Source organism: Phycobacter sedimenti (genome assembly GCF_038148855.1).
GTDB classification, from domain to species: Bacteria; Pseudomonadota; Alphaproteobacteria; order Rhodobacterales; family Rhodobacteraceae; genus Phycobacter; species Phycobacter sedimenti.
The window spans coordinates 226,401-247,801 of the sequence record NZ_JBBVGR010000001.1 but is presented as its reverse complement, the minus strand read 5'-3'; the positions used below and the strand labels follow the sequence as shown (position 1 = coordinate 247,801).

Here is a 21,401-nt window from a genome sequence, read left to right as displayed (position 1 = left end):
CTTCTCTCGTCGACGGAAGGAGCCCGTTTTGCGCCTGTGGAAAGTGTGACGCGCCACGTTGAAAGCGGTTCGCATCCGATCCATCCCCCGTTTCGCAAAGGGCCGCATTGCGGCGTTGGCCGTACCTGCGTTGTCGCGTCGGCACTTTTTACTATCCGGCGTCAAACAAGGTTCTGGGTACGATAGTGTGCCGCCAAGGAGGCTGTGATGGCTAACAATTTTGACAATCCTTATTCGGCCAATCTGGTTGGACTTTGGGACTTTCGAGACGGCTACACGCAGGATGATACCGGGCTTGGCGACGGCATAGCTCAAGACGGGGCAGGGTCTGCGTCCACCTCTTATGCGGGTGGCTGGATGATGGGGAATGGCAGCGATACTCAATTCACGGTGGACGGGAGCCAGGATGGACCATTTGATCTGACCGAAGGCACCATCATCACCACATTCCGCCCCAGCGCCGTGCCTGTCTCGGACAATCAGACCGTCGTCAGCCGCGGTCTGGACACGGCAGGGGATGCGGATGGCGAGAATTTTGAGATCCGTATCACCCCTGAGGGCGCGGTGGAAGTCCTGCATGCGGACGGCGGCGCCTCGGTTCTTTTGTCAACAGATCCTGGCTTTTTCACCTATGGGGACATCCTGAACGTCAAATACAGCTGGACCGACGGCGGCCAGACAATGGTGGTGGAAAATACCACCCAGGGAACCGTGGCCACCGCAGGAGATGATGTCTCGGGGTTGACCCTGGATGTTGTTGGCTCTGGGGATGATAGCTTCTCCATCGGAGCAGCCGGAGATGGTTCGCAGTCGTTTGACGGGATGATCGACTATGTTGCAGTGCTGGATGAGGATGTCATCTCGGGCGGCCTGGATGGAATTGTCGAGGGTGGTGCAACGGATGATCTGATTGATCTTGGCTACACCGGTGATCCCGAGGGCGACCGGATCGACGCCGGCGATGCAATCAACCCATCTGTCGATCCCGATGCTGATCTGGTCAGTGCCGGAGCAGGCGATGACACGGTTCTTGCTGGTGCTTCTGACGACACCATCCATGGTGGGGCAGGGGCCGACAGCCTGAGCGGCGGTGCAGGCAATGACGTCATCGAAGGCGATACCGATGCGCCCGGAGCGGGCAGCAGCAGCCGCGAGGTGTTCCAGTGGGATCTTGCGCCGGACCCTGATGATGCAAGCGCCGTGGACGACGGAGATGATCTGAGCGGCGGTTTCAGCCAGGATACCGGCTCGGTGACTGTCGATTTCTCGGTGCTGTCTCAATCGTCCGCTGTGGATACGGAATTTGGCGATGTGACCCAGTTCACCGGAAACATCGATACCGGCGGAAATACGGCAGATGCCAACAGCGGTCTTGCATCAGACATGAACGGCGATGGGAACAGCGCCGGCTATCAGCTTGAGTTCTCCGACGCAGTTGGCAACGTGTCCTTCCGCGTCAACGACATTGACGGCGACAGCACGGTTCAGATCACGGCATTCGATGCGGCCGGAAACCCGGTCGTGGTCAATCTGGCCGGTGGCCCGGCGCTGACGCTGTCCGATACCGATGGCGTGCCAGGAGACGACATCGCCGGTGTTTCCGTATCAGGAACCTATGTCAGCGACGACAATCCTGACCACTCATTGCTGGTGACCATTCCGGGCCCGGTTTCGCGGATCGTGATCGAACACAGCCAGGACGGGGTAAACAACAGCGAAATCGATGTCACGGATGTCTATTTCGACGCCACCGACCCGACTGCGCCGATCGTGCCTGGCAATGACACAATCGACGGCGGCGACGGCGATGACGCGATCTTCGGCAACGGCGGCGATGACAGCCTGATCGGCGGCGATGGCTCCGACAGCGTCGACGGCGGCGAGGGCGATGATTTCATCGACACCTCCGGCAATGAGCCTACTCCGCTGCCGGATCGTGGCTTTCCGGGATATACGGGTACGACGCCGCCCATCCCGCCGATCCCGGCCGATGCGGATCCGACAGATGACATGGACACCGTTGCAGGTGGCGCGGGAAATGACACCATCTTCACCGGAGATGACGCGGATCTTGTTTCGGGGGGAGCTGGTGATGATGTGATCAATGCCGGTATCGACGATGACACGGTCGATGGTGGTGCTGATAATGATGTGATCACCGGTGGCGAAGGTTCCGACGTGCTTTTGGGCGGTGCGGGCGACGACACGCTCTATGGGGGCCTCGACCCGGCTTTCCCGGATGGCCTCAACATCATGGACGATGGCGCCGACGGCCGCCCGGTTGATCCTGACCCCACCAACGGTATGGACACGATCGAAGGGGGCGCAGGCAACGATCTGATCTTCGGTCAGGACGATGACGACCTGATTTCGGGCGGTGAGGGCGACGATACGATCGACGCGGGCATCGACGACGACACCGTAGCCGGCGGCGCCGGAAACGATATGATCACCGGGGGGCATGGCACGGACTCGCTCAGCGGCGGTGCGGATCGGGATACCTTTATTGGCGGCACTGACGGAGATACAGTTGATGGCGGCTCGGGTGGTGACGACTACGATACTCTGGACCTGACCGGGCAGAACTTCGTGATCACGTCCCGCACTCTGGATGCAGATGGAAACAGCTATTCGGGAAGCATCGATCTGCTGGACGGTTCGGACTCGGTCATCGGAACGATGACCTACCGCGAGATCGAGCGGATCATCCCCTGTTTCACGCCGGGCACCCTGATTGCCACTCCAAACGGAGAGCGGAAGGTCGAAGAGCTGACGGTGGGCGACCGCGTGATCACCCGTGACAACGGTATTCAGGAAATCCGCTGGATCGGAACGCGCAGCCTGACAGCTCAAGACCTGGCACATGCCGCGCATTTGCAACCGGTCCTTATCCGCAAAGGGGCCTTGGGCAACGGTCTGCCGGAACGCGACATGATGGTCAGCCCCAACCACCGGGTTCTGGTCGCCAATGACAAGACGGCACTCTACTTCGAAGATCGTGAGGTTCTGGTTGCAGCCAAGCATCTGACCGGACTTGAGGGCATCGACGCGGTCGAAACCACGGCTGTCACCTACATCCACTTCATGTTCGATCAGCACGAGGTGGTGCTGTCGGACGGGGCCTGGACCGAAAGCTTCCAGCCTGGCGATCTGACCCTGCGCGGCCTCGATCAGGGGCAGCGGAACGAGGTGTTTGAACTCTTCCCCGAGCTAAAATCGGCCGAAGGGCGTGAAGCCTATACCTCGGCGCGCCGCTCGCTCAAGAAACACGAAGCCCAGCTGTTGGTGCACTGACCCGGTTCACCTTGTCGCCTGGGGAGGACCGACAGGAGCGGGCCGCGCGGTGAAAGAGCATCGGCACATGGGGGGCAGGGCTGTGATGGCCCTGCTCATTTTTGTTGCAGGGATGGCGGTGAAACGTGTCGCTCCGCTATGAGCTCCCGGGTGGCCGATGCGCGACAGAAGCGGGGTTTGCAAAGTCCGCCTAAGGCCCCATTGTTTTTCGCTTTGCGGCGTGATCCACTATCCCAAAAGTGAGTGAGGAACAAGTCGGATCTTTTCTGGATGAGCGATACGCAGGTAGCGCATCTGGAACCCTGTTTTTCCGAAGTCCCACGGCAAGCCGCGTGTCGATGACTGGCGCGTTTTGAGCGAGATAATCTTTCGGGTTCTTTTGCTTAATGCAGAACCCGGTATCCATGCAGTAGTGAGACGCATTATAAAATGACAAAACTGGCACACGCTTGGTTCTTCGCATCTGTTCTTTTGCTGTCTATTCCTGGTCAGTCTCTTGCCATGGATGAATTCGAACGAGAGCTGTATGCTGCATTTAAATTGTCCGGTGAATCAAGGGTTCGATTTGAAGATTGCATTATCGATATTCAGATCCCGAACCCCCGAGTTTGCACCGCAGACGATCAATACCAGCTAACTGAAACAAAAGTTGATCTGAGAGAGGTTAAGGTGATTTTGCTAAGGGGGCGGGGAGAACGTCAGTTTTTGGAGTTCTACTTTAATCAGCGTACTCGAAGTGGATTTGAACGGGCTTTCAATAGCCTGATGGACCGAACGTTGAATCACGAGCATGGTGATCTTGAAGGAACTCCTCAGAGGCGATACGCGACTGCCGAGCGGATATTGACTGAGAATGGTGTTCAATCTGGAACAAGATCTATCCGCTGTGATGGATTGATTGAACTCTCGCTATCGTCTTCGCTCAGTGAGTATGTGTTATTTGAAGGACAGGCGCGAGAACAAATTTTGCAAGCTTTGCGAGCTGAGCTTGAAATGTGTAGAGTGGGCATGTGACTGAATATTGGGAAATATATGTTTTTTCTGCTGCTGACCATGCTTGAGTTGATCATGATTGGCGTCAAGGTTTTGGGGGTGAAAACCCGGGGCTGATGGTATTATTTCGGATTATTTTTTGAATATGTTCTTTTGCCATTTGTCATGTTGCAAATGAAAATCCCTTATTTTTAGAAAAAGAAGAGTATAGTGTGCTTCGTCCGCAACTTCCGCAATAGCTGGAAAGCTTGGTCGATCCTAACCGATGGCCGCTTTCGGGAAGTGATCAAAATCTGCACACCAGTACAGGGCTTTCGACACTTGGCACAAATGTCGCGTTTTGGCTGAACTCTGCCAGTTCCTTGATTTAAAGGAATTGTGTGGTTCTGCCATGGGAAGCAATACGACTCGCCGTCATTCCGTTCTCAACCGGGCAGGCTCAGCCATTTGCTGCGCGCCAGGCGGCCCAGGCTTCGGGGGTGTCGAGATCGGTGATCGCGTGGCGGGCGGGCAGGGCGATGTATTGCACCTTGTCCTGTTTCAATAGCACGCGGGCGCCTTGGTCCCCTGAAATCTCGAAAAGCTGCCCAAAGCAGCGCCTTGGAAACAGCACCGGGTGGCCAACCTGGCCATCTTCTGCTGTGGCGCGCAGGATCGGGCCGTTTCCCCCGTGAAAATGCGCGGCGACATGCAATAGATCCTGAGTTTCGATCTCTGGCATATCCGCAGGGATAATCATCACCCCGTCACAGTCCGAGGGGAGAGCCGCAATTCCGCGCCGGATGGAGGCCGCCATCCCCTCATCCGCGTCGGGAACGGGCACCGTGGTTGCCGTACCGGTCAGGCCGGTGCGGGGATGTGCGTCACTTGGCACGGTGACATAAACGGGCAATCCGGTCAGAGCCGCACGGCGGCACATCAATGACAGCAGCGGCTGGCCATCGACCTCTTCGGTGAGTTTGTCTCGCCCGGCCATACGGGACGAAGCCCCGGCTGCCAGGAGCAGGATCGCGATATTGGACATGAAGTTCCCCCGTGTGATGGCAGGTCTGTGCCATCTGAGGGGGATCTTCGGCGAATGCCACGGTCAAGGCCAGAGGTTTTTCGCCGCAGCCAGCGCCCCCGCCAGTGGACCGAGGCACCTGATGGCACGTGTCATCTGCGCATCCGTGCTCTGTCCGCATCATAGAGTGGTGTCATGATCAGGCAGGCCTTGTGCATCTGTCCGAGGAGCTCGATTTCCACCTCAAGGCCCTCGGTGACCTTGTCGGCAGGCATGACCCCCGGGGCGACGGATGTCCGCGCGTGATGCGAATAGCCGCCCGAGGTGCAAGTCCCCACAGCTGCGCCATCAAGCCGGTTCGCTCATAGGTTTCAGCATCGGCATCGACCTCCAAAAAGCGCAAAGTCAGCGGGCAGGGCCTGATTTGCGCCCGGCGTCAGCCGGTGCGCACCGCATGACAACGACGTCCTTCTTGAAGAAGATGAAGCGATCAAGGCCGGTTTCCGCTGCGTTGGAAGCGGGGGGAATGCCCGCAGCCAGGCGCCAAAGAACCCGTCAAGCGTCAGCGACATCATCGCCCGCATGGCGAAGGGATTCATGTCGTGCGGCCTTCCGCCTGCCGATGACCGCTGCGCGGGTTGAGGTTTTCATCACCAAGCCCCTTGGCGTGTCGGGATTCTTCCTTCTGGACCGAGGTGAACAGTGCTCCACTGAATTACGCGACGGCCCATCTCGCTCTTTGCTGACCGGAGGAGCACGGGGTTCAGTCTTCGGTACGGAATCTGCTGTTTTGCACGATCACGATGGCCAGCAAGGGCGCCAGCAGCGTCAGCACCGTAACCGTGATCAAAAGGGGGCCCAGTTGCGTGTAGTCGGCTGCGGTGATGATTGCGCCGGTGTCGTCCTTCACCTCGCGGGTGACGATGAAGGCTTGATTCAGGTATTTCGTACCAAGGCTTGAGGCGGAAAGCGCAAGGTTCGTGAAAGAGGCCATCACCGCAAAGAAAGTCGCCTTCAGCCCCGATGGCGCGTTGCGTGCGATCCAGGCCAGCATCGGGATCATGGACACTTGCCCAAGCGGCGATTCCACGGCCGTATCCACCAGAGCGATGAAGCGGGCATCCACGACACCATTCGTCATGGCCGAGGTCCATTCATGCACACCGTAGTACAGGGCGAGGTTCGGCAGGCTGAGGATCGTCTCGCTTATGGTCAGGAAAATCACGATCCAGGTGATCGAGTTGTTCGCCATCATCGGGCGCAGAACGATCATGCCAAGGAGGGTCAAGAGCGATGCGATCAGGGAGAGCACCGACAGGAACTGCGGATCAAAGCCCAGGACATCGATCTCGAACCAGGTGGTGCCTGGCCCGCTGAGCGGTTTGGCGCGGTAGATAAAGATGATGATTGCGGTTCCGATGAGGGCGCGGGCCTGCGCCGGGGTCAGCACCGCAATCAGTTGGCGCATCAGCAACAGGACAATAGCCATTGAGCCTGCAAAGATGATTTCTTGCCCATAGGCCAGATCGCTGAGGCCAACGCTGAGCGAGAGGGCGACAAAGGCGCCGCCGCCGATGAAGTACCACCAGTTGACATCAACCGGATCGCGCGGCGGATCCAGTCGCGCCAGGATTTCACTCACCGACAGCCCGTTGCCTCGCAGATGTGCGGTCTTGCGGAGACGCTGCACCAGAGCCAGCGCCACCCCCGAAAGGGACAGCATGGGGACCAGAAGCGCCAGCTCGTAGACATGTGCATAAAGCGTGCCCTTTTCGGCTTGGGGCAGGGCCTCTGCCCCTTCGAACAGCACCACGTTGAGCGCCGCCGCCGCGCTGGAGCCTGCAATCAGGGCGATCCGGCCAAAGGTCTGCATCGTGGTATGCAGCGCGCGGGTTTCCTCAGCGGGCAGCTCGTTGCCTTCGGCATCACGGTGCGGCACGGCCTCGACCGACATCGCATCGGCGACCACATCCTGCAGGACGAAACCGCAGGGGGCCAGGATGATCGAGGTCACGTACCAGGCGTTCACCGTCATCATCGCCTGCATGGTCTCGGGCATCGTCAGCAGCGCCACGATAATGGCATAGCTCATCGCCATCAGTGCAGCGCCGAGCAGGATCAGCAGGTATTTCCAGCGCCAGATCAGATCGACAAGATGCCCGATCGGCATTTTCAGCGCCCAGGGAATTCCCACCCAAAAGCTGAGGCCTGCCAGGAAGGCGGCCGGCAGGTCGAGGTATTCCTTGACGTAAAAGGCGCCCGCAACTGAGGTTATGCCCTGCGCCCCATAGGCGAAATAGATCAGCAACGGGGGAAGAAACGACCAGCGCAGCTGGCGCGAAAGATCCACGAAGATGCTGTCGATCCATCGCCAGGCGCGTGTCATTTGCGTATCTCTTCCCTGTCCGTGCTTGCCCTACGACCCTGATCTCATGCCAGCGGGCGGATCTTGAGGCGGGTGACGCGGTTGCCTTCGCGCGCAGTGACTTCAAATCGAAACCCGTGGAAGGAGAAGACCTGGCCGACGGTAGGGATCATCTGCGCTTCGTGGATCACGAGGCCCGCAATGGTGTTCGCCTCGTCATCGGGCAGGTTCCATTCCGTTGCACGGTTGAGGTCGCGGATCGTGGTCGCTCCATCGACCATGAAATGCCCGTCCTGGGTTTTCTTCGCCGGAGACTGCTCGGCCGGGTCGAACTCATCGGTGATCTCGCCCACGATTTCTTCGAGAATGTCCTCAAGCGTGATCAGCCCCTGCAGCGCGCCATATTCATCCACAACCAACGCAAAATGGCTGCGCATGCGCAGGAACTGGCGCATCTGTTCATCCAGCGTTGTGGTTTCCGGCACGAAATAGGGCGGCTTGGCGACCGAGATGATCTGGAAATTGCGCAAGGCGGCCGCATCGCCGTCCGGCCCGCCGATCTGGGCGTACATGTCGCGCAGCAGATCCTTGGCATGGACCACGCCGACGATGTTCTCCGGTTCATCCTTGAAAACCGGCAGGCGGGTATGGGGTGAGGTCAGGCATTGCTCCAGAATGGCTTCCGGGTCGGCATTAGCATCGATCATCTCGATGTGGGATCGGTGCAGCATGATCTCTTCGACGAACCGCTCCGAGAGGTCGAGGGCGCCAAGGATCCGGTCCCGGTCCTCCTTTTCCACCACGCCTTCGGAGTGGCCCAGGTGCAGGGCGCCTGCGATCTCTTCGCGGACGGCCATGATGTGGCTGTCGGGATCGATGCGCACTCCAAACACGCGCAGAACGGTGCGCACCAACAGGCGCACGGCGCCGACGATGGGGGCCAGCACGGTCACCAGAAAGCTGATGGCGGGCGCAACGGCCGAGGCGGCTTTCTCCGGATTGGAAATGGCATAGGTCTTGGGCAGAACCTCGGCAAAGACCAGCACCAGAAGGGTCATCACGAGGGTGGCCAGCGCGACGCCGCTTTCGCCAAAGGCCCTGGTGAACAGGGCGGTCGCCAGAGAGGTCGCGAGAATGTTCACAAGGTTGTTGCCAAGCAGCACGGAGCCGATCAGCCGCTCGCTGTCCTCGGTCACGACGAGCGCACTCTTTGCGCCGCGCGAGCCCTTATCGGCCTGGCTGCGCAGCTTTCCGCGGGAGGCTGCGGTAAGGGCGGTTTCGGAGCCGGAAAAGAACCCCGACAGGACAAGCAGCAAGACGATCGATCCGGCCGTGAACCAAAAGGCACTGTCCAGGGTTGCTAGTTCGGTTTCCATGTCAGGTTCCGTTTTTCAAAGGCTTTTCCCGGTTATGGGGTCCGCAGGGGTTTCGTTCAAGGGGCAGGGTGCGCTCTTCTGCTCAGGGCACGGACTAGTCCCGTTCAGGTCGGGCCTTGCCACGTGACAGCGGATGATGTTCGAGGACCAGCTCGCTCAGGCGCGCATCAAGGACATGGGTGTAGATCTCTGTCGTGGCGATATCGGCATGACCCAGGAGCGCCTGTATCGCCCGCAGGTCAGCACCATTTGCCAAAAGATGCGTCGCAAACGCATGACGCAAGGTGTGAGGCGTGACCTTTTCGGGGGGGACCCCACCGCAGGCTGCGAATTCCTTGATCAGCAGAAAGAACCTTTGCCGGGTGAGGTGTCCTGCCTTGCCACGCGAGGGAAACAGGAACCGCGACGGGGGGAGGCCATCCGCCTCGGCCTCGGCCTCGGCGGCATCGCGGGCGATGAGCCAGGCCGACAAAGCCTCGCGGGCGGGCGGGGACAGGGGGACCATGCGTTCCTTGCCGCCCTTGCCCGCCACCAAAAGCATGCGCGGATCACCCCGCGCGGCGGCCACGGGCAGGGAGACCAGCTCGCTCACACGCATGCCGGTGGCGTATAGCAGCTCCATCAGGCAGGTGTTGCGCAGCCTCTCGAGCGGGGTGCGCCCGCTGGTCCGTGCCGCATCAAGCAGCCGGTCGACCTCGATCACCTCCAGCGTTTTTGGCAGGGCCTTGCTGCGGCCCGGGCCCTTGATCTGGATCGCCGGGTTGTCAGGGCGCCAGCCCTCCTCGAAGGCAAAGCGGTAGAGCTGGCGGATTGCCGACAAGCGGCGTGCCCGTGTTGCGCGCGACAGCCCTTCGGCATCGCAGGCCACCAGATAGGTCTCGATCTGCTCCTGAGTGAGGCTGGCAAAACCGGTGCCTTTGCGCGCCGCCCACCCGGCAAAATCCTTCAGATCCCGCCCATAAGCCAAGAGCGTGTTGCGCGCCGCGCCAAGGTCGGCCGCCTGCGCATCCAGAAAGCAAGAAATCCAGAATTGATCGCCCTTTGGCGCGTCCATGTCAGTGGCGCTCCAACAGCATCAGCTGCAGCGAAGCGCGCCGCGCGGTGTCTTCAAGCCCCATGGTGCGAAAGGCAATCAAGGCGCCCGTAAGATCACCCAGATTTCCCGTCGCACCACGCGCGAACAAGGACATGCTGTGCAGGATTGCCTCTCCGAGCTGCCCGTCATCGAGGTGCCGTCGAACGGAAAGGGGAAGTTCCTGCTGGCCTGCAAACCCGGTGGCAATGCTGCGGGCAATTTCCGAGGGTGCCTCCACCTCCTGCGGGCGTCCCTGGGCCAGTGCGGCGAGGAACAGATCCTCGGTGCTCTGCGACGGAGGTCTGCGCGCCGAAAGCTCGTAGGTGGGGGCCAGCAGGCGAATGCGCCATGACAGTTCTTCGGCCTCGGCCGACAGCTGCGTGCGGGCCAGTTCGTCGGCAAACAGATCGGCAAAGGCGACCTCGGTGCGAGACGATTTTGCCGCCTTCCATGCCGCGTTCAAAGAAACGGCTAGGTGTTCAGGACCTGCTGGAGGACGACCCTTGAGCGCATTGCCATGAAGGGCCAGTTCAAACGCCTGGAGGGCTTCGACCCGGTCCCAGATCCCGCCAGAGGCGGCAGGCTGACGCTCGGTGAACAGTCCCAAAAGCTGGTTCGGGTTCAGCGCGCCGACACGCGTCAGCCGCTCGGCAGCTTCTAGCTGGGCCTTCCAGCCGGCAATGTCGCGCAGATCGGCAGCGGCATAGGGACGCGGCAGCGGTGCCGTCGGCAAGCGCTCCCCGATGGTTTCAAACAGGCGGAACGTGAGAGGATCCAGGGTCTCGGGGGCAGGGAGGGGCGGTGCGTCCTCAAAGATGTCCGGGTTCAGGAACCGGTCCAAAAGCGCCAATCGCTCGGATGGCAAAAGACCCAAGGCGTGGGCCGATTCGAGCATCAGGGCGGCCGTCGGCCAGTCGCCCCGCCGGGCAGCACAGAAAATCCGTGCGCTGTAGTCCCGCGCAAGGTAAGGCGCCGCCGTCAGGGCAGCGCAGGCGCGATCCTCATCCCCGGTCAACAAGGTCGCGTCGAACCAGCGCGCAAATCTTTCGCGAGAGGTTGTCGGTCCTGCCTGTTCCGCCAACGCCTGAGCCGGATCGATCGCCCCGAGGGAGATGAGACGGTCCAGGCGGGCGAGCAATATCTCGTCCTGGCCAGAGGGCAGAGGGCGGCTTTCAGACAGGAGAAGCGTGAACAGCAGCGATTGCATAGCCGGGCTGTCCCGTACCGGAACCTCGCGGATCAAACTGGCGATGTCCCGTGGATCGCTGCCGCGCCACAGATCGACGGGAAGCCCGGTCGCCGATGGCGCCACAAGGCCGATCGGGGGCAAAAGGGCCTCCAGCGGGGTGACGGTGATTTCGGGTCGCGCGGCGCTACTGCTGACTGCAGGCTCCATCAAAACCGTATCGGGAATATCCTCCGTTGTCGGCTGACCCAGCCAGTCGATGACGGTCAGGGGCTCTTCGCCGAGCGACGGGTTTGCCAAAAGCGAAGCACAGAGCGCAGCAAGGGGCAAAAGCGACAGCCTAGTCGGCATTGAGCACCACCGGTTTGCGGATCTCCTCTGTCGGGGCGCTGAAATCAGCGCCGAACCACGGGCCCACATAAGCGTATCCAACCAGCCCGATCCCGGCCAGGAGGACGATGTAAAACAAGTATTTGATCAAGCGCGCCATGACGTCCCTGCTGCCTGCTTCTTTGTCTTTTGTTCAAGTTATATATGGCCTTTTTTGCAATATCACGTCATTCACTGAAGAATGAGCGAAAAAGAGCAAACTGAAGAAACCGTGATGACCCAGCCCGTGCCGGGGCGGCTCAAGAAGACCGTTGTCATGGTGGGTATGATGGGCGCCGGGAAAACCGCCGTGGGACGCGCTCTGGCGGCGCGCCTGCGTGTGCCCTTTCTCGACAGTGATCATGAAATTGAAGCCGCGGCCAATATGTCGATTCCCGAAATCTTTGCCCGCGATGGCGAGCCGTTCTTTCGTCTGAAAGAGCGACAGGTGATTTCCCGTTTGCTGGAGGAAGAGCGCGGGATCCTGTCCACCGGCGGCGGCGCTTTTCTCGCAAAGGAGAACCGGGATCTGATTTCCAAAGGCGGTGTTTCAGTCTGGCTTCAGGCAGACCTTGACGTGCTTTGGAACCGGGTACGTCATCGCGATACGCGCCCGCTGTTGCGCACGCCCGACCCGAAGGCGACCCTGCGCGGCCTTTATGAGGCGCGTGTGCCCCTTTATGCCAAGGCGGATCTTACGGTGAAATCGGATGGTCAGGCCTCGATTGAGCAAATGGTCGATCGGGTGCTTGAGGCGTTGAAAACGCGACCTGACGTATTGGAATGGAACTAGATGGAACGCATCGTACATGTGCCCCTCGGGGAGCGCGCCTATGACGTGGTGATTGGTCCGGGCCTGCTGATGGAGGCAGGCAAGCGGATCAAGCCCTTGCTGAAACGCCCGCGCGTTGCGGTCTTGACCGATGAGACCGTCGCAGGCCTTCATCTGGACACCTTGCGCGCTGGTCTTGCGCTGGAGGGGATCGAGATGGATGCCCTGGCGCTGCCGCCGGGCGAAAGCACCAAGGGCTGGCCGCAGTTCACCCGTGCGGTGGAATGGCTGCTGGACAAGCGGGTCGAACGCTCCGACGTCGTGGTTGCCTTTGGCGGCGGCGTGGTGGGGGATCTTGCCGGTTTTGCAGCCGCCGTCCTGCGCCGGGGGGTACGTTTCGTGCAGATCCCGACCTCGCTGCTGGCGCAGGTGGACAGCTCGGTTGGCGGCAAGACAGGCATCAATGCGCCGCAGGGCAAGAACCTGATTGGTGCTTTTCACCAGCCGACGTTGGTGCTGGCCGATACCGAGGTTCTGGGGACGCTGACAGCGCGGGATTTTCTGGCTGGTTATGGCGAGGTGGTAAAATACGGCCTGCTGGGGGATGCGGCGTTCTTCGACTGGCTTGAAGAGCAGGGGCCGACACTGTCTGCCGGTGACATGGCCGCAAGGGTCGAGGCGGTGGCGCGGTCTGTGCAGATGAAGGCTGATATCGTTGCGCGGGATGAAACCGAGCAGGGAGATCGCGCGCTGCTGAACCTGGGCCATACCTTTTGCCACGCGTTCGAGGCCGCGACCGGCTATTCCGACCGTCTGTTGCATGGCGAGGGGGTTGCCATCGGATGTGCCCTTGCCTTTGAACTCTCCTCGCGGCTTGGCCTTTGCAGTCAGGAAGATCCAAGCCGGGTGCGCGCGCACCTCAAGGCGATGGGCATGAAGGCGGACCTTGCGGACATCGCGGGCGATCTGCCGGATGCCGAAGCGCTGCTGGATCTGATGGCACAGGACAAGAAGGTCGTCGATGGCCAGCTACGCTTTATCCTGGCACGTGGCATCGGGGCGGCCTTTGTCACCTCCGATGTTCCGCGCGATGCGGTCTTGAACGTGCTGAAAGATGCACTGGCCCTGCGGGCAGCCTGAGACAAATGCCGCAGCCAGGGGCGCTTTTCAGCGCCCTTGGACCACCATCAACTCCCCGATGTTTTCAGCGGTGACATAGCCCGCGATGGTGCCTGCTTTCGTGGTCACAACAACCGCGGGCGCGCCTGCGTGAAGGTTGTCCAGAATAGTGTCGAGACCGGCAGTCATGGGAACGGTGGGTATGTCGGTCTGCATGATCGCAGATACCTGCGTCAGACGGGGGCGGTCTGCGGCCAGTGCAGAGAACAGCGCACTGCGGGTGAGAAAGCCCAATGGCTGGCCCGCCGGATCCAGAACTGGGAACTCGTGCTGCGTGGTGCGGATCACGGCGGCAGAGGCGGTTTCCAGAGTGTCCTCTGGCCTGAGGGCCTCGAAACTGGTGATCATCGCATCGCGCGCAAGGAACTGCCGGGAGAGATCCCGCATCGCGACATCCTGGCTTTCCGCATTGGCCGCTATAAACACAAAGCCGGCGACCAGAACCAGGATCGGATTGCCTGACGTAAGGCCAAGGTAGGCCAGGCCGACGGCGCAGATCTGGCCCGCGAGCGCAGCAACGCGCGTGGCTTTGACTCGGTCCATCTTCAGGCACAAGGCCGCGCGCAGGACCCGGCCGCCGTCCATCGGAAAGGCGGGGATCAGGTTGAAGATGGCAAGGATCAGGTTCACGGCGGCCAGACGTCCCAGGAACGTCCAGATCGAAAACTCCTGACTGGGATCGGTCAGGCTTTCGAGTGTCCAGTGTCCCGCGCCGATCATCACGAGGACCGCCCAAATCACCACGTTGACGGCAGGGCCGGCCAGGGCCACTGCGATTTCGTGCAAGGGGTTGGTCGGCATGCGCTCCAGCCGGGCCAGCCCGCCAATCGGCAACAGCGTAATGTCCGGGGTCGCAATGCCATAGCGTCGCGCCATCAGGGCATGGCCAAACTCATGCGCCAGGACACAGGCAAACAGGGCCAGCACAAAGGCCGTGTTCTCGATTGCTCCCGGAAGGCCGCTTTCGGAATAGGCGGAAAGGGCGATCCACCCCAGCAGAAGGAAGAAGGTCACATGAACCCTCACATCTGAACCCAGCAGGCGGCCAAGAGAGAAAGACCATGTCATGATTGTCGTTCCTTGCATCCAAAAAGAGTCACCTGCCGGTCAGGCACAGGCCCATCGATGTCTCGGGTATAACGCGAAACACTGCAGGCCCGGAACAGAAGAAACCCGCACGCGACAACGCTGCGGGTTTGATCTTGGTTTTTCAGCCGAAGTCACCCATTGACCGAAGGCGCACAGTCGCAGCCTAAGGCAGGGCCAGATCAGCTCTTGCGTCGGCGACGGCGCACAGCGGCCGTACCAAGCAGACCTGTCAGCAAAAGCATTCCGCCCGCCGGCAGCGGTACGGCTGCCATCGTTGCAAACTCCAGAGCGACGGAGTTGATCCGGTAGGATTCATTTTTGTTGTTGCCGTATAGCGCAAAGCCGAGCACGCCATCGGTATCAAACGTGGAAGACAGGGGGAGATCGCTCACGCTGTAGCTACCGTTGGTGTAAGAGAGGGTCGCAGGACCACTGCCATCCGCTACAGTGAACGTCGCCGAGATCTGATTGGAAAAGCCTGTCCCGTTCTGAATCGCGGAAAGATTGGAGGGAGACCCGTTCAACACGTAAAGGGTCCCGCTGCCATTGTCGGCCTGCATTGCACCAATGATGCCAGATCCATCGGTGAAGCCGAATGCCATGTCGTTGTCGTTGGTGAGGGCATCATAATTGATCGTGACCGAAAAGGTCATATCGCCGCGCGCACCAGGGCTGAGGGCGTAGAATTCAGCTAGTGTGGCATAGTGCGAGGTCATGCCATAGGTGACAGAGTTGCCCGACACGCTTTGCGTTGCGTTCGGGCCGAGCGTGGCCAGAGCTGCAAATTCAGCACCGGTATAGGTCTGGGAGAACAGGGTTGCAGCCTTTGCGCTCATGGGCACCACAAGGGCTAGCGAAAGGGCCGAAACCATGGAGGCGAAGCGCGTCATGCTGATATCCTGAATGTTAATCAATTTTTAATTATCGGGGTCACGGGTGCGTAAAGCAAGATCGATCTCAGATATGGTTAACGGTCGTTTACGATGCTTGCGTTGTTTGCTGCATGTCTGCATGCGCCGTTTTCGCAAGGATCCAGGTGCAAAAAAAAAGGGCTGGCAGAAGCCAGCCCTTTGATCAATTTCACACAGAGGAATTGCCCGATTCAGAAGGGGATTTCATCGTCATCGATATTGTGCGAAGGGCCGCCTTGGCCGCCGCCAAATCCGCCGCCACCCTGCGGTCCGCTGTCGTAACCGCCGCCATAGCCGCCACCACCGCTGCCGCCGCCGTAGCCGCCACCCTGTCCGCCACCACCGCCTTCGCCGCGGCCGTCCAGCATGGTCAGGGTCGAGCCGAAGCCCTGCAGCACCACCTCGGTTGAATAGCGGTCCTGGCCGTTCTGGTCCTGCCATTTGCGGGTTTGCAGCTGCCCCTCGATATAGACCTTGGAGCCTTTCCGCAGGTACTGCTCGCAAACACGGACCAGACCCTCGTTGAAGACGGCAACGCTGTGCCATTCGGTCTTTTCGCGGCGCTCCCCGGTGTTGCGATCTTTCCACGTTTCCGAGGTCGCAATGCGCAGGTTGCACACCTTGCCGCCGTTCTGAAAGGTCCGCACTTCAGGGTCGCGGCCCAGGTTGCCGATGAGGATGACTTTGTTGACTGAGCCGGCCATTTGGTCCTGTCCTTGTTCTTGTCTGTTCTTATTTGTCTGCGCTGCCTCACCTGAACGAATCTTGCTTGGCCGCGGGTTGGCGACACCCTACAGGCCCCCAGCCCGCGATGAAAGCAAGCTTCTTTGGGGTGGCCGACGTTCCGTCCGGCAGGCGCGGATCTGCCGACCTGCAGCCAAAGGTTTCAATTCGGAGCAAATTGGGTATAGTCCAGCGCCAGAGTGGATGCCGGTATTCAAGACAGGGTTGAGGAGCGCGAATGTCGAAGCGGAAAGCGGCCAAGGTTAAGTCCATGTGTCTGACACTCCCCCGGGGCGAGACCGGGACCGAATACAGGTTCGGGATCTTGCTGGCGGGCAGTCTCTGCGCACTGATGCTTTGGGGGCAAACGGCCAGCGCTGACATGTTTTCAACCAAAAGCCAGCGCAGTCTTTTTTCCGCCCATACAAAGGTTCTGGATGGGCGCGCGGCGAAACAATACCAGCACTCGGCGCGCCTCAAGCCACCCTCTCCATACGCGGGCGAGGCGGCTTCGAACCTGCTTTACACAGGGAAATACCGCGGTGAATTCCTGCCCATGGCCCGGGCTGCGGCGCGCAAGCACGGTGTCCCTGAAGATTTGTTCCTGCGTCTGGTGCAACAGGAAAGCAATTGGAACCCCGCGGCGAAGTCCCACAAAGGGGCGCTGGGGCTTGCGCAACTGATGCCGCAAACCGCAAAGTCCCTTGGCGTGGATCCGACCGTTCCGGTGGAGAATCTGGAGGGGGGCGCGCGGTATCTGGCGCGGCAATTCCGAAAGTTCGGCTCCTGGCGGTTGGCCCTGGCCGCCTACAACGCGGGTCCGGAAGCGGTGGAACGCCATGGCGGAGTACCGCCGTACAAGGAAACTCAGGCCTATGTCTCCAAGATCTGGGGCAGCTGAGCGGCGATGGGCACCCGGCTTTTGGGCAACCTTGCCTGATAGGCAATGTTCATAAAGCGGTAATATTGGTAAATGCCGCGTTAACTTCGTTTCTTGGTCACGATCTTGCCTGAATTGGACCGGAAAACCGGGCCAGTTTCAGGAGGAATTGCTGTGACAGCCTACAGTTTTGATGACCGACTTGATCGCCTGCAGTGGACACCATCCGCCGTGCCCTCCCGCGAAATCGTGGACAGTGTTTTGGGCGCGAGGCACAGACAGCGCACCCGCAGCATTGCGGCCACTCTGGTAGGTGCGATCCTCGGTATTCTGATTGGATTCGGGCTGATTGGCATGTCCTTTCCACAGTCCCCCTGGGGCCCGGGAAGCGGAACAATTGGGCTGATCTTTGGCACGCTCTCGTTGCTGGGTCTCGGCCTGTCCGTGTGCCTTTCGGTATATGCTGCATGTCACAGCGCCAAACACCCGCGTCTTATGCAGTTTTCTTCGATGAATCTCCTGATGATCGTGGTGCTTCTGCTCAGCTACTGAACGGACAAAGTGCGGCGCGCCGTGAGGTAGTTGATTTTTATTGTCGGGAATTGCGCTCGATCAAGGTCTGGCCTATGGAGCCGTAACAGGCTCCAGGAAAAGCCCAGAATCGAAAGCCCGTTCATGCCTTTCTTTATGCGAAAAGCCGCTGCGCCGTTTTCTGCAGCACTCATTCTTCTGGGCGTTGGTCTGGCCGGGCAGATGTCGCACGGCAGCGACGCGCTAGGTCGGGATATCTCCACGCTGGAGGACCTGGGCGAAGCGCTGTTTCACGATCCGGACCTTTCGGCAAACCGCACGCAATCCTGTGCCAGCTGCCATGATCCGGAGTACGGGTTCGCGGATCCGAGGCGCACCGCGGATGGCGCTTTTTCGCTTGGGGATGACGGGCAGTCTCTGGGGGATCGCAATGCGCCAACAGCGTCCTACGCCGCCTATGCGCCACCTTTTCATCAGAGCACTGACGGGGCCTGGGTGGGCGGTATGTTCTGGGACGGGCGCGCAGCGACCCTTGAGGAACAGGCCGAGGGGCCACCGCTCAACCCGATCGAGATGGGACTGGCCAGCAAGGAGCAGGCCGTCGCGCGCCTGTCGGAAAGCCCTGAATATGTCGCGGCGTTTCAGGCGCATTTCGGCGCATCTGTCCTGAGTAGCCCTGACAGCGGCTATGATGCCATGACCAAGGCGATTGCCGCCTTTGAACGCAGCAGCGCCTTTGCCCCGTTTGACAGCAAGTATGACCGATTTCTGCGGGGCGAGGCGGCGCTTTCCAAAGAGGAAGAGCTCGGTCGGCTGCTGTTCTTTTCCGAGCAGTTCACGAACTGCAATCAGTGTCATCAACTGAAACGCAGTGCGATTGATCCGGAAGAGACCTTTACCGATTACAGCTATCACAACATCGGGGTGCCCGAAAATGTGCCGGGCCGTGCGGAAAACGGCGTTCCCCTTGGCACAGTCGATGAGGGGCTGTTGGCCAATCCGGCAGTGACGGACCCAAAGGAAAAGGGAAAGTTCAAAACGCCAACCCTGCGCAATGTGGCGGTGACCGGCCCCTATATGCACAATGGTGTGTTTCAGGAGCTGCGCACGGTCATCGCGTTCTATAACCGTTACAACAGCAAGTCCGAGGCGGCATGGATCAACCCTGAAACCGGGCAGCCCTGGGGAGATATTCCGGTGCCGCAGACGCTGGCACAGACCGAGTTGACCCATGGCCCGGCGTTGGATGATCGCCGTATCGATGCGCTCGTGGCCTTTCTCAAAACGCTTACCGACCAGCGTTATGAGGTCTACCTGGAGCCATAGAGACTCATCAGGTCGATGGAGTGAACGCCAGGACCAGCACGGGTTTCGCGAAGGTCCGTTTGTGCCGATCTGTTCGTTGCCCGGTGGAATGGTCCGTTTGACGTTGATGCCGACTTCGCGCAGCCCGGCTTCCTCGGCCTTCATTTTTGCCGCGCTGTTTCGCGTGATGATTGTTTGGTCCTTTGGCTGACCGCAAAGGTGCATCCATTGGACTTCGCTGTCTCACCCATCCATGGGCCTGATTGGACGCAGCAGGTCAATGCGCCGATTCGACAGCTGTGGATCAAAAAGAACGAAATTTTTTGTGTCGAATTCGTGCTTCGGATCATTGTGAGGCATCGGGTCGGCGGTGGAACCGGGCAGACAGTGTCCAGTGCTGCCGAGAGGGCGTGCTTCGTGATATGACGCTTTGGAAGCCCGATGCGGTGCGTACGGATTTATTGCGCGATGGCGGACAGCCGGGCCGTCTTGCGCAGGCTGCTTGGGGTTTCGCCGGTGTGCTGGGCGATGAAACGGGTAAAGTAGGCCGCGCTGCCAAACCCGAGCTGGTCAGCGATCTCGCGCATGGGCAGGTCGCTGGAGATCAGCAGGTTGCGCGCGGCATACAACTGACGCTCTGTCAGGATCGCGGCGGCGGTCTTGCCGGTTTCGGCCTTGCAGACGCGGGTCAGATGGGTGGGGGTGACCTGAAGGTCCGCGGCGTATTCGGCCATGTTCGCGTTCTGGTTGAAGCTTTCGACCACACGTTTGCAATATGCCTGCGAAAGCCGCCGTGCGGCGGTTGGCTTGGGCGGAGGCAGAGGGCCGGACGGTATCTGGCGGCGCAGGTGGATGCTGATGAGATCCGAATAGGATTGAATCGCACGTCGCCAAAATGCCGGATGCCTGCTTTGTTCATGTGCGATTTCCTCCAGCAGGCTGTTCAGTCGCGCCTGATCCCTGGCGTTCGCAACTTTCAGGTGCAGGGGATCCGACGGCATGGACACCGGCGCGCTCGACGGCACGATGAGAACCTGTCCCAGACATTGCCGTCCCAATTCAACCGACCACAGATGTCCCGCAGGAAAGAAAAGGGCGTGATGCGTTCCAAAGCCTCTTTGATGTCCATCCATCAGACAGCGCCCCTGACCGCGGGTGATCCAGATCAGGACGTGTTCCCTGCGATCATGCGACAGTTCGGTTTGCCACGGACCGTCAGGAGTAAGACGGGAGAGAGGCGAAACGCACAGGTCCTCGGTTGGTTTTGGATCGAATGGCATCAGGGTTCATTAATCGGTAAAATTGAACATTAGTCTCCACGAAAATGCGATTCTGGCAAGGCAACGCTTGCCTTCCTGCGATTCCGGTCATTTGCAAAGGATACGGGGTCTTACAATCTGATGATATGAAAGCTACAGGTTCAGCTGCGGCAAGACTTCCTGCCAGGCTGACATTCTTGCCCGGAACCAGGTCCGCTGTCGCTTGGCAAATCTGCGGGTCGAAATCGCCGCAGCCTCTTCAGCCTCTTGCAAGGTGGCCTGGCCTGTCACGTAGCTCATCAACTCAGGCACGCCGATCGCTTTGCACGAGGGAAGCGCCGGATCATACCGATTCCGCATGGCGTCAATCTCATCCAGGGCGCCTGCCTCAATCATCTGGCGGAACCTTTTTCGGATCCGTGCTTCGAGCCAGTCCTTTGGGCTGTTCAGAACGAGCGCGGTGCTTTGGGCGAGGGGCAGGGCCGGAGGCGGCGTGGCGTCTTGCCATTCTGCAAGGGGGCGACCGGTCGCTGTCAGAACCTCCCAGGCACGCTGTACGCGGGCGCGGTTCTTCACATCGATGCGTGCTGCAGTCTTGGGATCCAGCTGTGCAAGCAGGGTTTCAAGCGAAAGGTCATCCCCAGCGGCGCGCACATCCGGCGGGGTTGCGGGTATTTCGGCCAGTCCTTCGGTCAAGGCGCTGAAGTAGAGGCCGGTTCCACCGACGATGATCGGGCGTTCTGGGCCTGTCAGCAGGGGGATCACCTCCCGCAGCCAATGGCCGGCCGAGTAGGTCACGTCATAGGCGATATGGCCATAAAGCCGGTGCGGAACGCGCGCTTCTTCGTCTGGCGACGGACGCGCTGTGACCACGCGCCAGCAGTCAAAGACCTGGCTGGCATCTGCGTTGACGATCACGCCGCCCTGGGTTTCGGCAATCCGGAGCGCCAGATCGGATTTGCCCGAAGCGGTCGGTCCTGCGATCAGGACGGGCTTGTCCGGGTCGATGTCTGGAAATGTCATATCTGGGCGGACCTGCGTGTAACCGAAATTGGCAGCTGTGAGGGACAAAAAGGCGTTTGGGCTGCATT

19 protein-coding genes and 1 pseudogene are annotated in these 21,401 nt (G+C 60.1%); 8 read left to right on the top strand and 12 right to left on the bottom strand.

All coding sequences use genetic code 11. The features are described 5' to 3' along the window. Positions 1–207: 207 nt before the first annotated feature. The 3 genes and pseudogenes from AADA15_RS01175 (at position 208) to AADA15_RS01165 (ending at position 4,308) form a co-directional block, all read left to right on the top strand. Entirely contained in the window at positions 208–3,294 is a 3,087-nt protein-coding gene (locus AADA15_RS01175; protein ID WP_341639711.1) for a Hint domain-containing protein, read from the top strand. A 270-nt stretch (positions 3,295–3,564) separates the two neighbouring features. After that, positions 3,565–3,664, top strand: a pseudogene (locus AADA15_RS01170) (IS5/IS1182 family transposase); the annotation flags it as partial. A 59-nt stretch (positions 3,665–3,723) separates the two neighbouring features. Beyond that, the gene (locus AADA15_RS01165) at positions 3,724–4,308 is read left to right on the top strand and encodes a hypothetical protein (protein WP_341639710.1); all 585 of its coding nucleotides are present in this window, start codon (positions 3,724–3,726) and stop codon (positions 4,306–4,308) included. 418 nt (positions 4,309–4,726) lie between these two features. On the opposite strand, the gene AADA15_RS01160 is transcribed toward AADA15_RS01165, so the two are convergent. The 7 genes from AADA15_RS01160 to AADA15_RS01130 form a co-directional block, all read right to left on the bottom strand. Continuing rightward, entirely contained in the window at positions 4,727–5,311 is a 585-nt protein-coding gene (locus AADA15_RS01160; protein WP_341639709.1) for a nucleotidyltransferase family protein, read from the bottom strand. A 131-nt stretch (positions 5,312–5,442) separates the two neighbouring features. Beyond that, positions 5,443–5,628 (bottom strand): glycine cleavage T C-terminal barrel domain-containing protein, encoded by a 186-nt coding sequence (locus AADA15_RS01155; RefSeq protein ID WP_341639708.1) that lies wholly within the window; start codon positions 5,626–5,628, stop codon positions 5,443–5,445. A 425-nt stretch (positions 5,629–6,053) separates the two neighbouring features. Continuing rightward, a complete protein-coding gene (locus AADA15_RS01150) occupies positions 6,054–7,676 on the bottom strand; it encodes an MFS transporter (protein ID WP_341639707.1) in 1,623 nt (540 codons plus the stop codon). A 44-nt stretch (positions 7,677–7,720) separates the two neighbouring features. Beyond that, on the bottom strand, positions 7,721–9,031 hold the full coding sequence (locus AADA15_RS01145; RefSeq protein WP_341639706.1) for an HlyC/CorC family transporter: 1,311 nt from the start codon (positions 9,029–9,031) through the stop codon (positions 7,721–7,723). Between the two features lie 94 nt (positions 9,032–9,125). Beyond that, positions 9,126–10,085, bottom strand: a complete 960-nt coding sequence (locus AADA15_RS01140; RefSeq protein WP_341639705.1) for a site-specific tyrosine recombinase XerD — start codon at positions 10,083–10,085, stop codon at positions 9,126–9,128. A gap of 1 nt (position 10,086) precedes the next feature. Continuing rightward, positions 10,087–11,643, bottom strand: a complete 1,557-nt coding sequence (locus tag AADA15_RS01135) for a hypothetical protein (protein WP_341639704.1) — start codon at positions 11,641–11,643, stop codon at positions 10,087–10,089. Beyond that, entirely contained in the window at positions 11,633–11,782 is a 150-nt protein-coding gene (locus AADA15_RS01130; RefSeq protein WP_341639703.1) for a hypothetical protein, read from the bottom strand. The genes AADA15_RS01135 and AADA15_RS01130 overlap by 11 nt, the downstream gene beginning before the upstream one ends. 81 nt (positions 11,783–11,863) lie before the next feature. On the opposite strand from AADA15_RS01130, the gene AADA15_RS01125 reads away from it, so the two are divergent. Together AADA15_RS01125 and aroB are read left to right on the top strand one after the other, a co-directional pair. After that, a complete protein-coding gene (locus AADA15_RS01125) occupies positions 11,864–12,454 on the top strand; it encodes a shikimate kinase (RefSeq protein ID WP_341639702.1) in 591 nt (196 codons plus the stop codon). Beyond that, on the top strand, positions 12,455–13,573 hold the full coding sequence (gene aroB / locus AADA15_RS01120; protein ID WP_341639701.1) for a 3-dehydroquinate synthase: 1,119 nt from the start codon (positions 12,455–12,457) through the stop codon (positions 13,571–13,573). Positions 13,574–13,600: 27 nt separating this feature from the next. Here aroB and AADA15_RS01115 read toward each other — a convergent pair whose 3' ends face one another. The 3 genes from AADA15_RS01115 to AADA15_RS01105 all read right to left on the bottom strand — a co-directional run bounded on the left by AADA15_RS01115 (position 13,601) and on the right by AADA15_RS01105 (position 16,316). Further along, a complete protein-coding gene (locus tag AADA15_RS01115; RefSeq protein ID WP_341639700.1) occupies positions 13,601–14,680 on the bottom strand; it encodes a site-2 protease family protein in 1,080 nt (359 codons plus the stop codon). Between the two features lie 200 nt (positions 14,681–14,880). Then, a complete protein-coding gene (locus tag AADA15_RS01110) occupies positions 14,881–15,591 on the bottom strand; it encodes a VPLPA-CTERM sorting domain-containing protein (protein ID WP_341639699.1) in 711 nt (236 codons plus the stop codon). Positions 15,592–15,803: 212 nt separating this feature from the next. After that, complete coding sequence (locus AADA15_RS01105) at positions 15,804–16,316, bottom strand: single-stranded DNA-binding protein (protein ID WP_341639698.1); 513 nt, start codon at positions 16,314–16,316, stop codon at positions 15,804–15,806. A gap of 371 nt (positions 16,317–16,687) precedes the next feature. Here AADA15_RS01105 and AADA15_RS01100 point away from each other — a divergent pair, with 371 nt between their 5' ends. From AADA15_RS01100 to AADA15_RS01090, 3 genes are all read left to right on the top strand, one after another. After that, the gene (locus tag AADA15_RS01100; RefSeq protein WP_341640061.1) at positions 16,688–17,236 is read left to right on the top strand and encodes a lytic transglycosylase domain-containing protein; all 549 of its coding nucleotides are present in this window, start codon (positions 16,688–16,690) and stop codon (positions 17,234–17,236) included. Positions 17,237–17,389: 153 nt separating this feature from the next. Next, a complete protein-coding gene (locus tag AADA15_RS01095) occupies positions 17,390–17,767 on the top strand; it encodes a hypothetical protein (protein ID WP_341639697.1) in 378 nt (125 codons plus the stop codon). Positions 17,768–17,968: 201 nt separating this feature from the next. Continuing rightward, entirely contained in the window at positions 17,969–19,072 is a 1,104-nt protein-coding gene (locus tag AADA15_RS01090; protein WP_341640060.1) for a cytochrome-c peroxidase, read from the top strand. A gap of 437 nt (positions 19,073–19,509) precedes the next feature. Here AADA15_RS01090 and AADA15_RS01085 read toward each other — a convergent pair whose 3' ends face one another. Both AADA15_RS01085 and miaA read right to left on the bottom strand, forming a co-directional pair. Then, positions 19,510–20,184: a helix-turn-helix transcriptional regulator gene (locus AADA15_RS01085; RefSeq protein WP_341639696.1), complete on the bottom strand. Its 675-nt coding sequence runs from the start codon at positions 20,182–20,184 to the stop codon at positions 19,510–19,512. Positions 20,185–20,463: 279 nt separating this feature from the next. Further along, a complete protein-coding gene (miaA, locus tag AADA15_RS01080; protein ID WP_341639695.1) occupies positions 20,464–21,333 on the bottom strand; it encodes a tRNA (adenosine(37)-N6)-dimethylallyltransferase MiaA in 870 nt (289 codons plus the stop codon). Positions 21,334–21,401 lie beyond the last annotated feature (68 nt).

What these genes read in the sequence shown, in the direction of transcription:
- AADA15_RS01115 (WP_341639700.1), bottom strand. Translation starts at nt 14,680, where the DNA reads ATGACATGGTCTTTCTCTCTTGGCCGCCTGCTGGGTTCAGATGTGAGG.
- AADA15_RS01150 (WP_341639707.1), bottom strand. Translation starts at nt 7,676, where the DNA reads ATGACACGCGCCTGGCGATGGATCGACAGCATCTTCGTGGATCTTTCG.
- AADA15_RS01165 (WP_341639710.1), top strand. Translation starts at nt 3,724, where the DNA reads ATGACAAAACTGGCACACGCTTGGTTCTTCGCATCTGTTCTTTTGCTG.
- AADA15_RS01135 (WP_341639704.1), bottom strand. Translation starts at nt 11,643, where the DNA reads ATGCCGACTAGGCTGTCGCTTTTGCCCCTTGCTGCGCTCTGTGCTTCG.
- AADA15_RS01105 (WP_341639698.1), bottom strand. Translation starts at nt 16,316, where the DNA reads ATGGCCGGCTCAGTCAACAAAGTCATCCTCATCGGCAACCTGGGCCGC.
- AADA15_RS01140 (WP_341639705.1), bottom strand. Translation starts at nt 10,085, where the DNA reads ATGGACGCGCCAAAGGGCGATCAATTCTGGATTTCTTGCTTTCTGGAT.
- AADA15_RS01110 (WP_341639699.1), bottom strand. Translation starts at nt 15,591, where the DNA reads ATGACGCGCTTCGCCTCCATGGTTTCGGCCCTTTCGCTAGCCCTTGTG.
- miaA (WP_341639695.1), bottom strand. Translation starts at nt 21,333, where the DNA reads ATGACATTTCCAGACATCGACCCGGACAAGCCCGTCCTGATCGCAGGA.
- AADA15_RS01175 (WP_341639711.1), top strand. Translation starts at nt 208, where the DNA reads ATGGCTAACAATTTTGACAATCCTTATTCGGCCAATCTGGTTGGACTT.
- AADA15_RS01100 (WP_341640061.1), top strand. Translation starts at nt 16,688, where the DNA reads ATGCTTTGGGGGCAAACGGCCAGCGCTGACATGTTTTCAACCAAAAGC.
- AADA15_RS01090 (WP_341640060.1), top strand. Translation starts at nt 17,969, where the DNA reads ATGTCGCACGGCAGCGACGCGCTAGGTCGGGATATCTCCACGCTGGAG.
- AADA15_RS01125 (WP_341639702.1), top strand. Translation starts at nt 11,864, where the DNA reads ATGAGCGAAAAAGAGCAAACTGAAGAAACCGTGATGACCCAGCCCGTG.
- AADA15_RS01130 (WP_341639703.1), bottom strand. Translation starts at nt 11,782, where the DNA reads ATGGCGCGCTTGATCAAATACTTGTTTTACATCGTCCTCCTGGCCGGG.
- aroB (WP_341639701.1), top strand. Translation starts at nt 12,455, where the DNA reads ATGGAACGCATCGTACATGTGCCCCTCGGGGAGCGCGCCTATGACGTG.
- AADA15_RS01160 (WP_341639709.1), bottom strand. Translation starts at nt 5,311, where the DNA reads ATGTCCAATATCGCGATCCTGCTCCTGGCAGCCGGGGCTTCGTCCCGT.
- AADA15_RS01085 (WP_341639696.1), bottom strand. Translation starts at nt 20,184, where the DNA reads ATGGATGGACATCAAAGAGGCTTTGGAACGCATCACGCCCTTTTCTTT.
- AADA15_RS01145 (WP_341639706.1), bottom strand. Translation starts at nt 9,031, where the DNA reads ATGGAAACCGAACTAGCAACCCTGGACAGTGCCTTTTGGTTCACGGCC.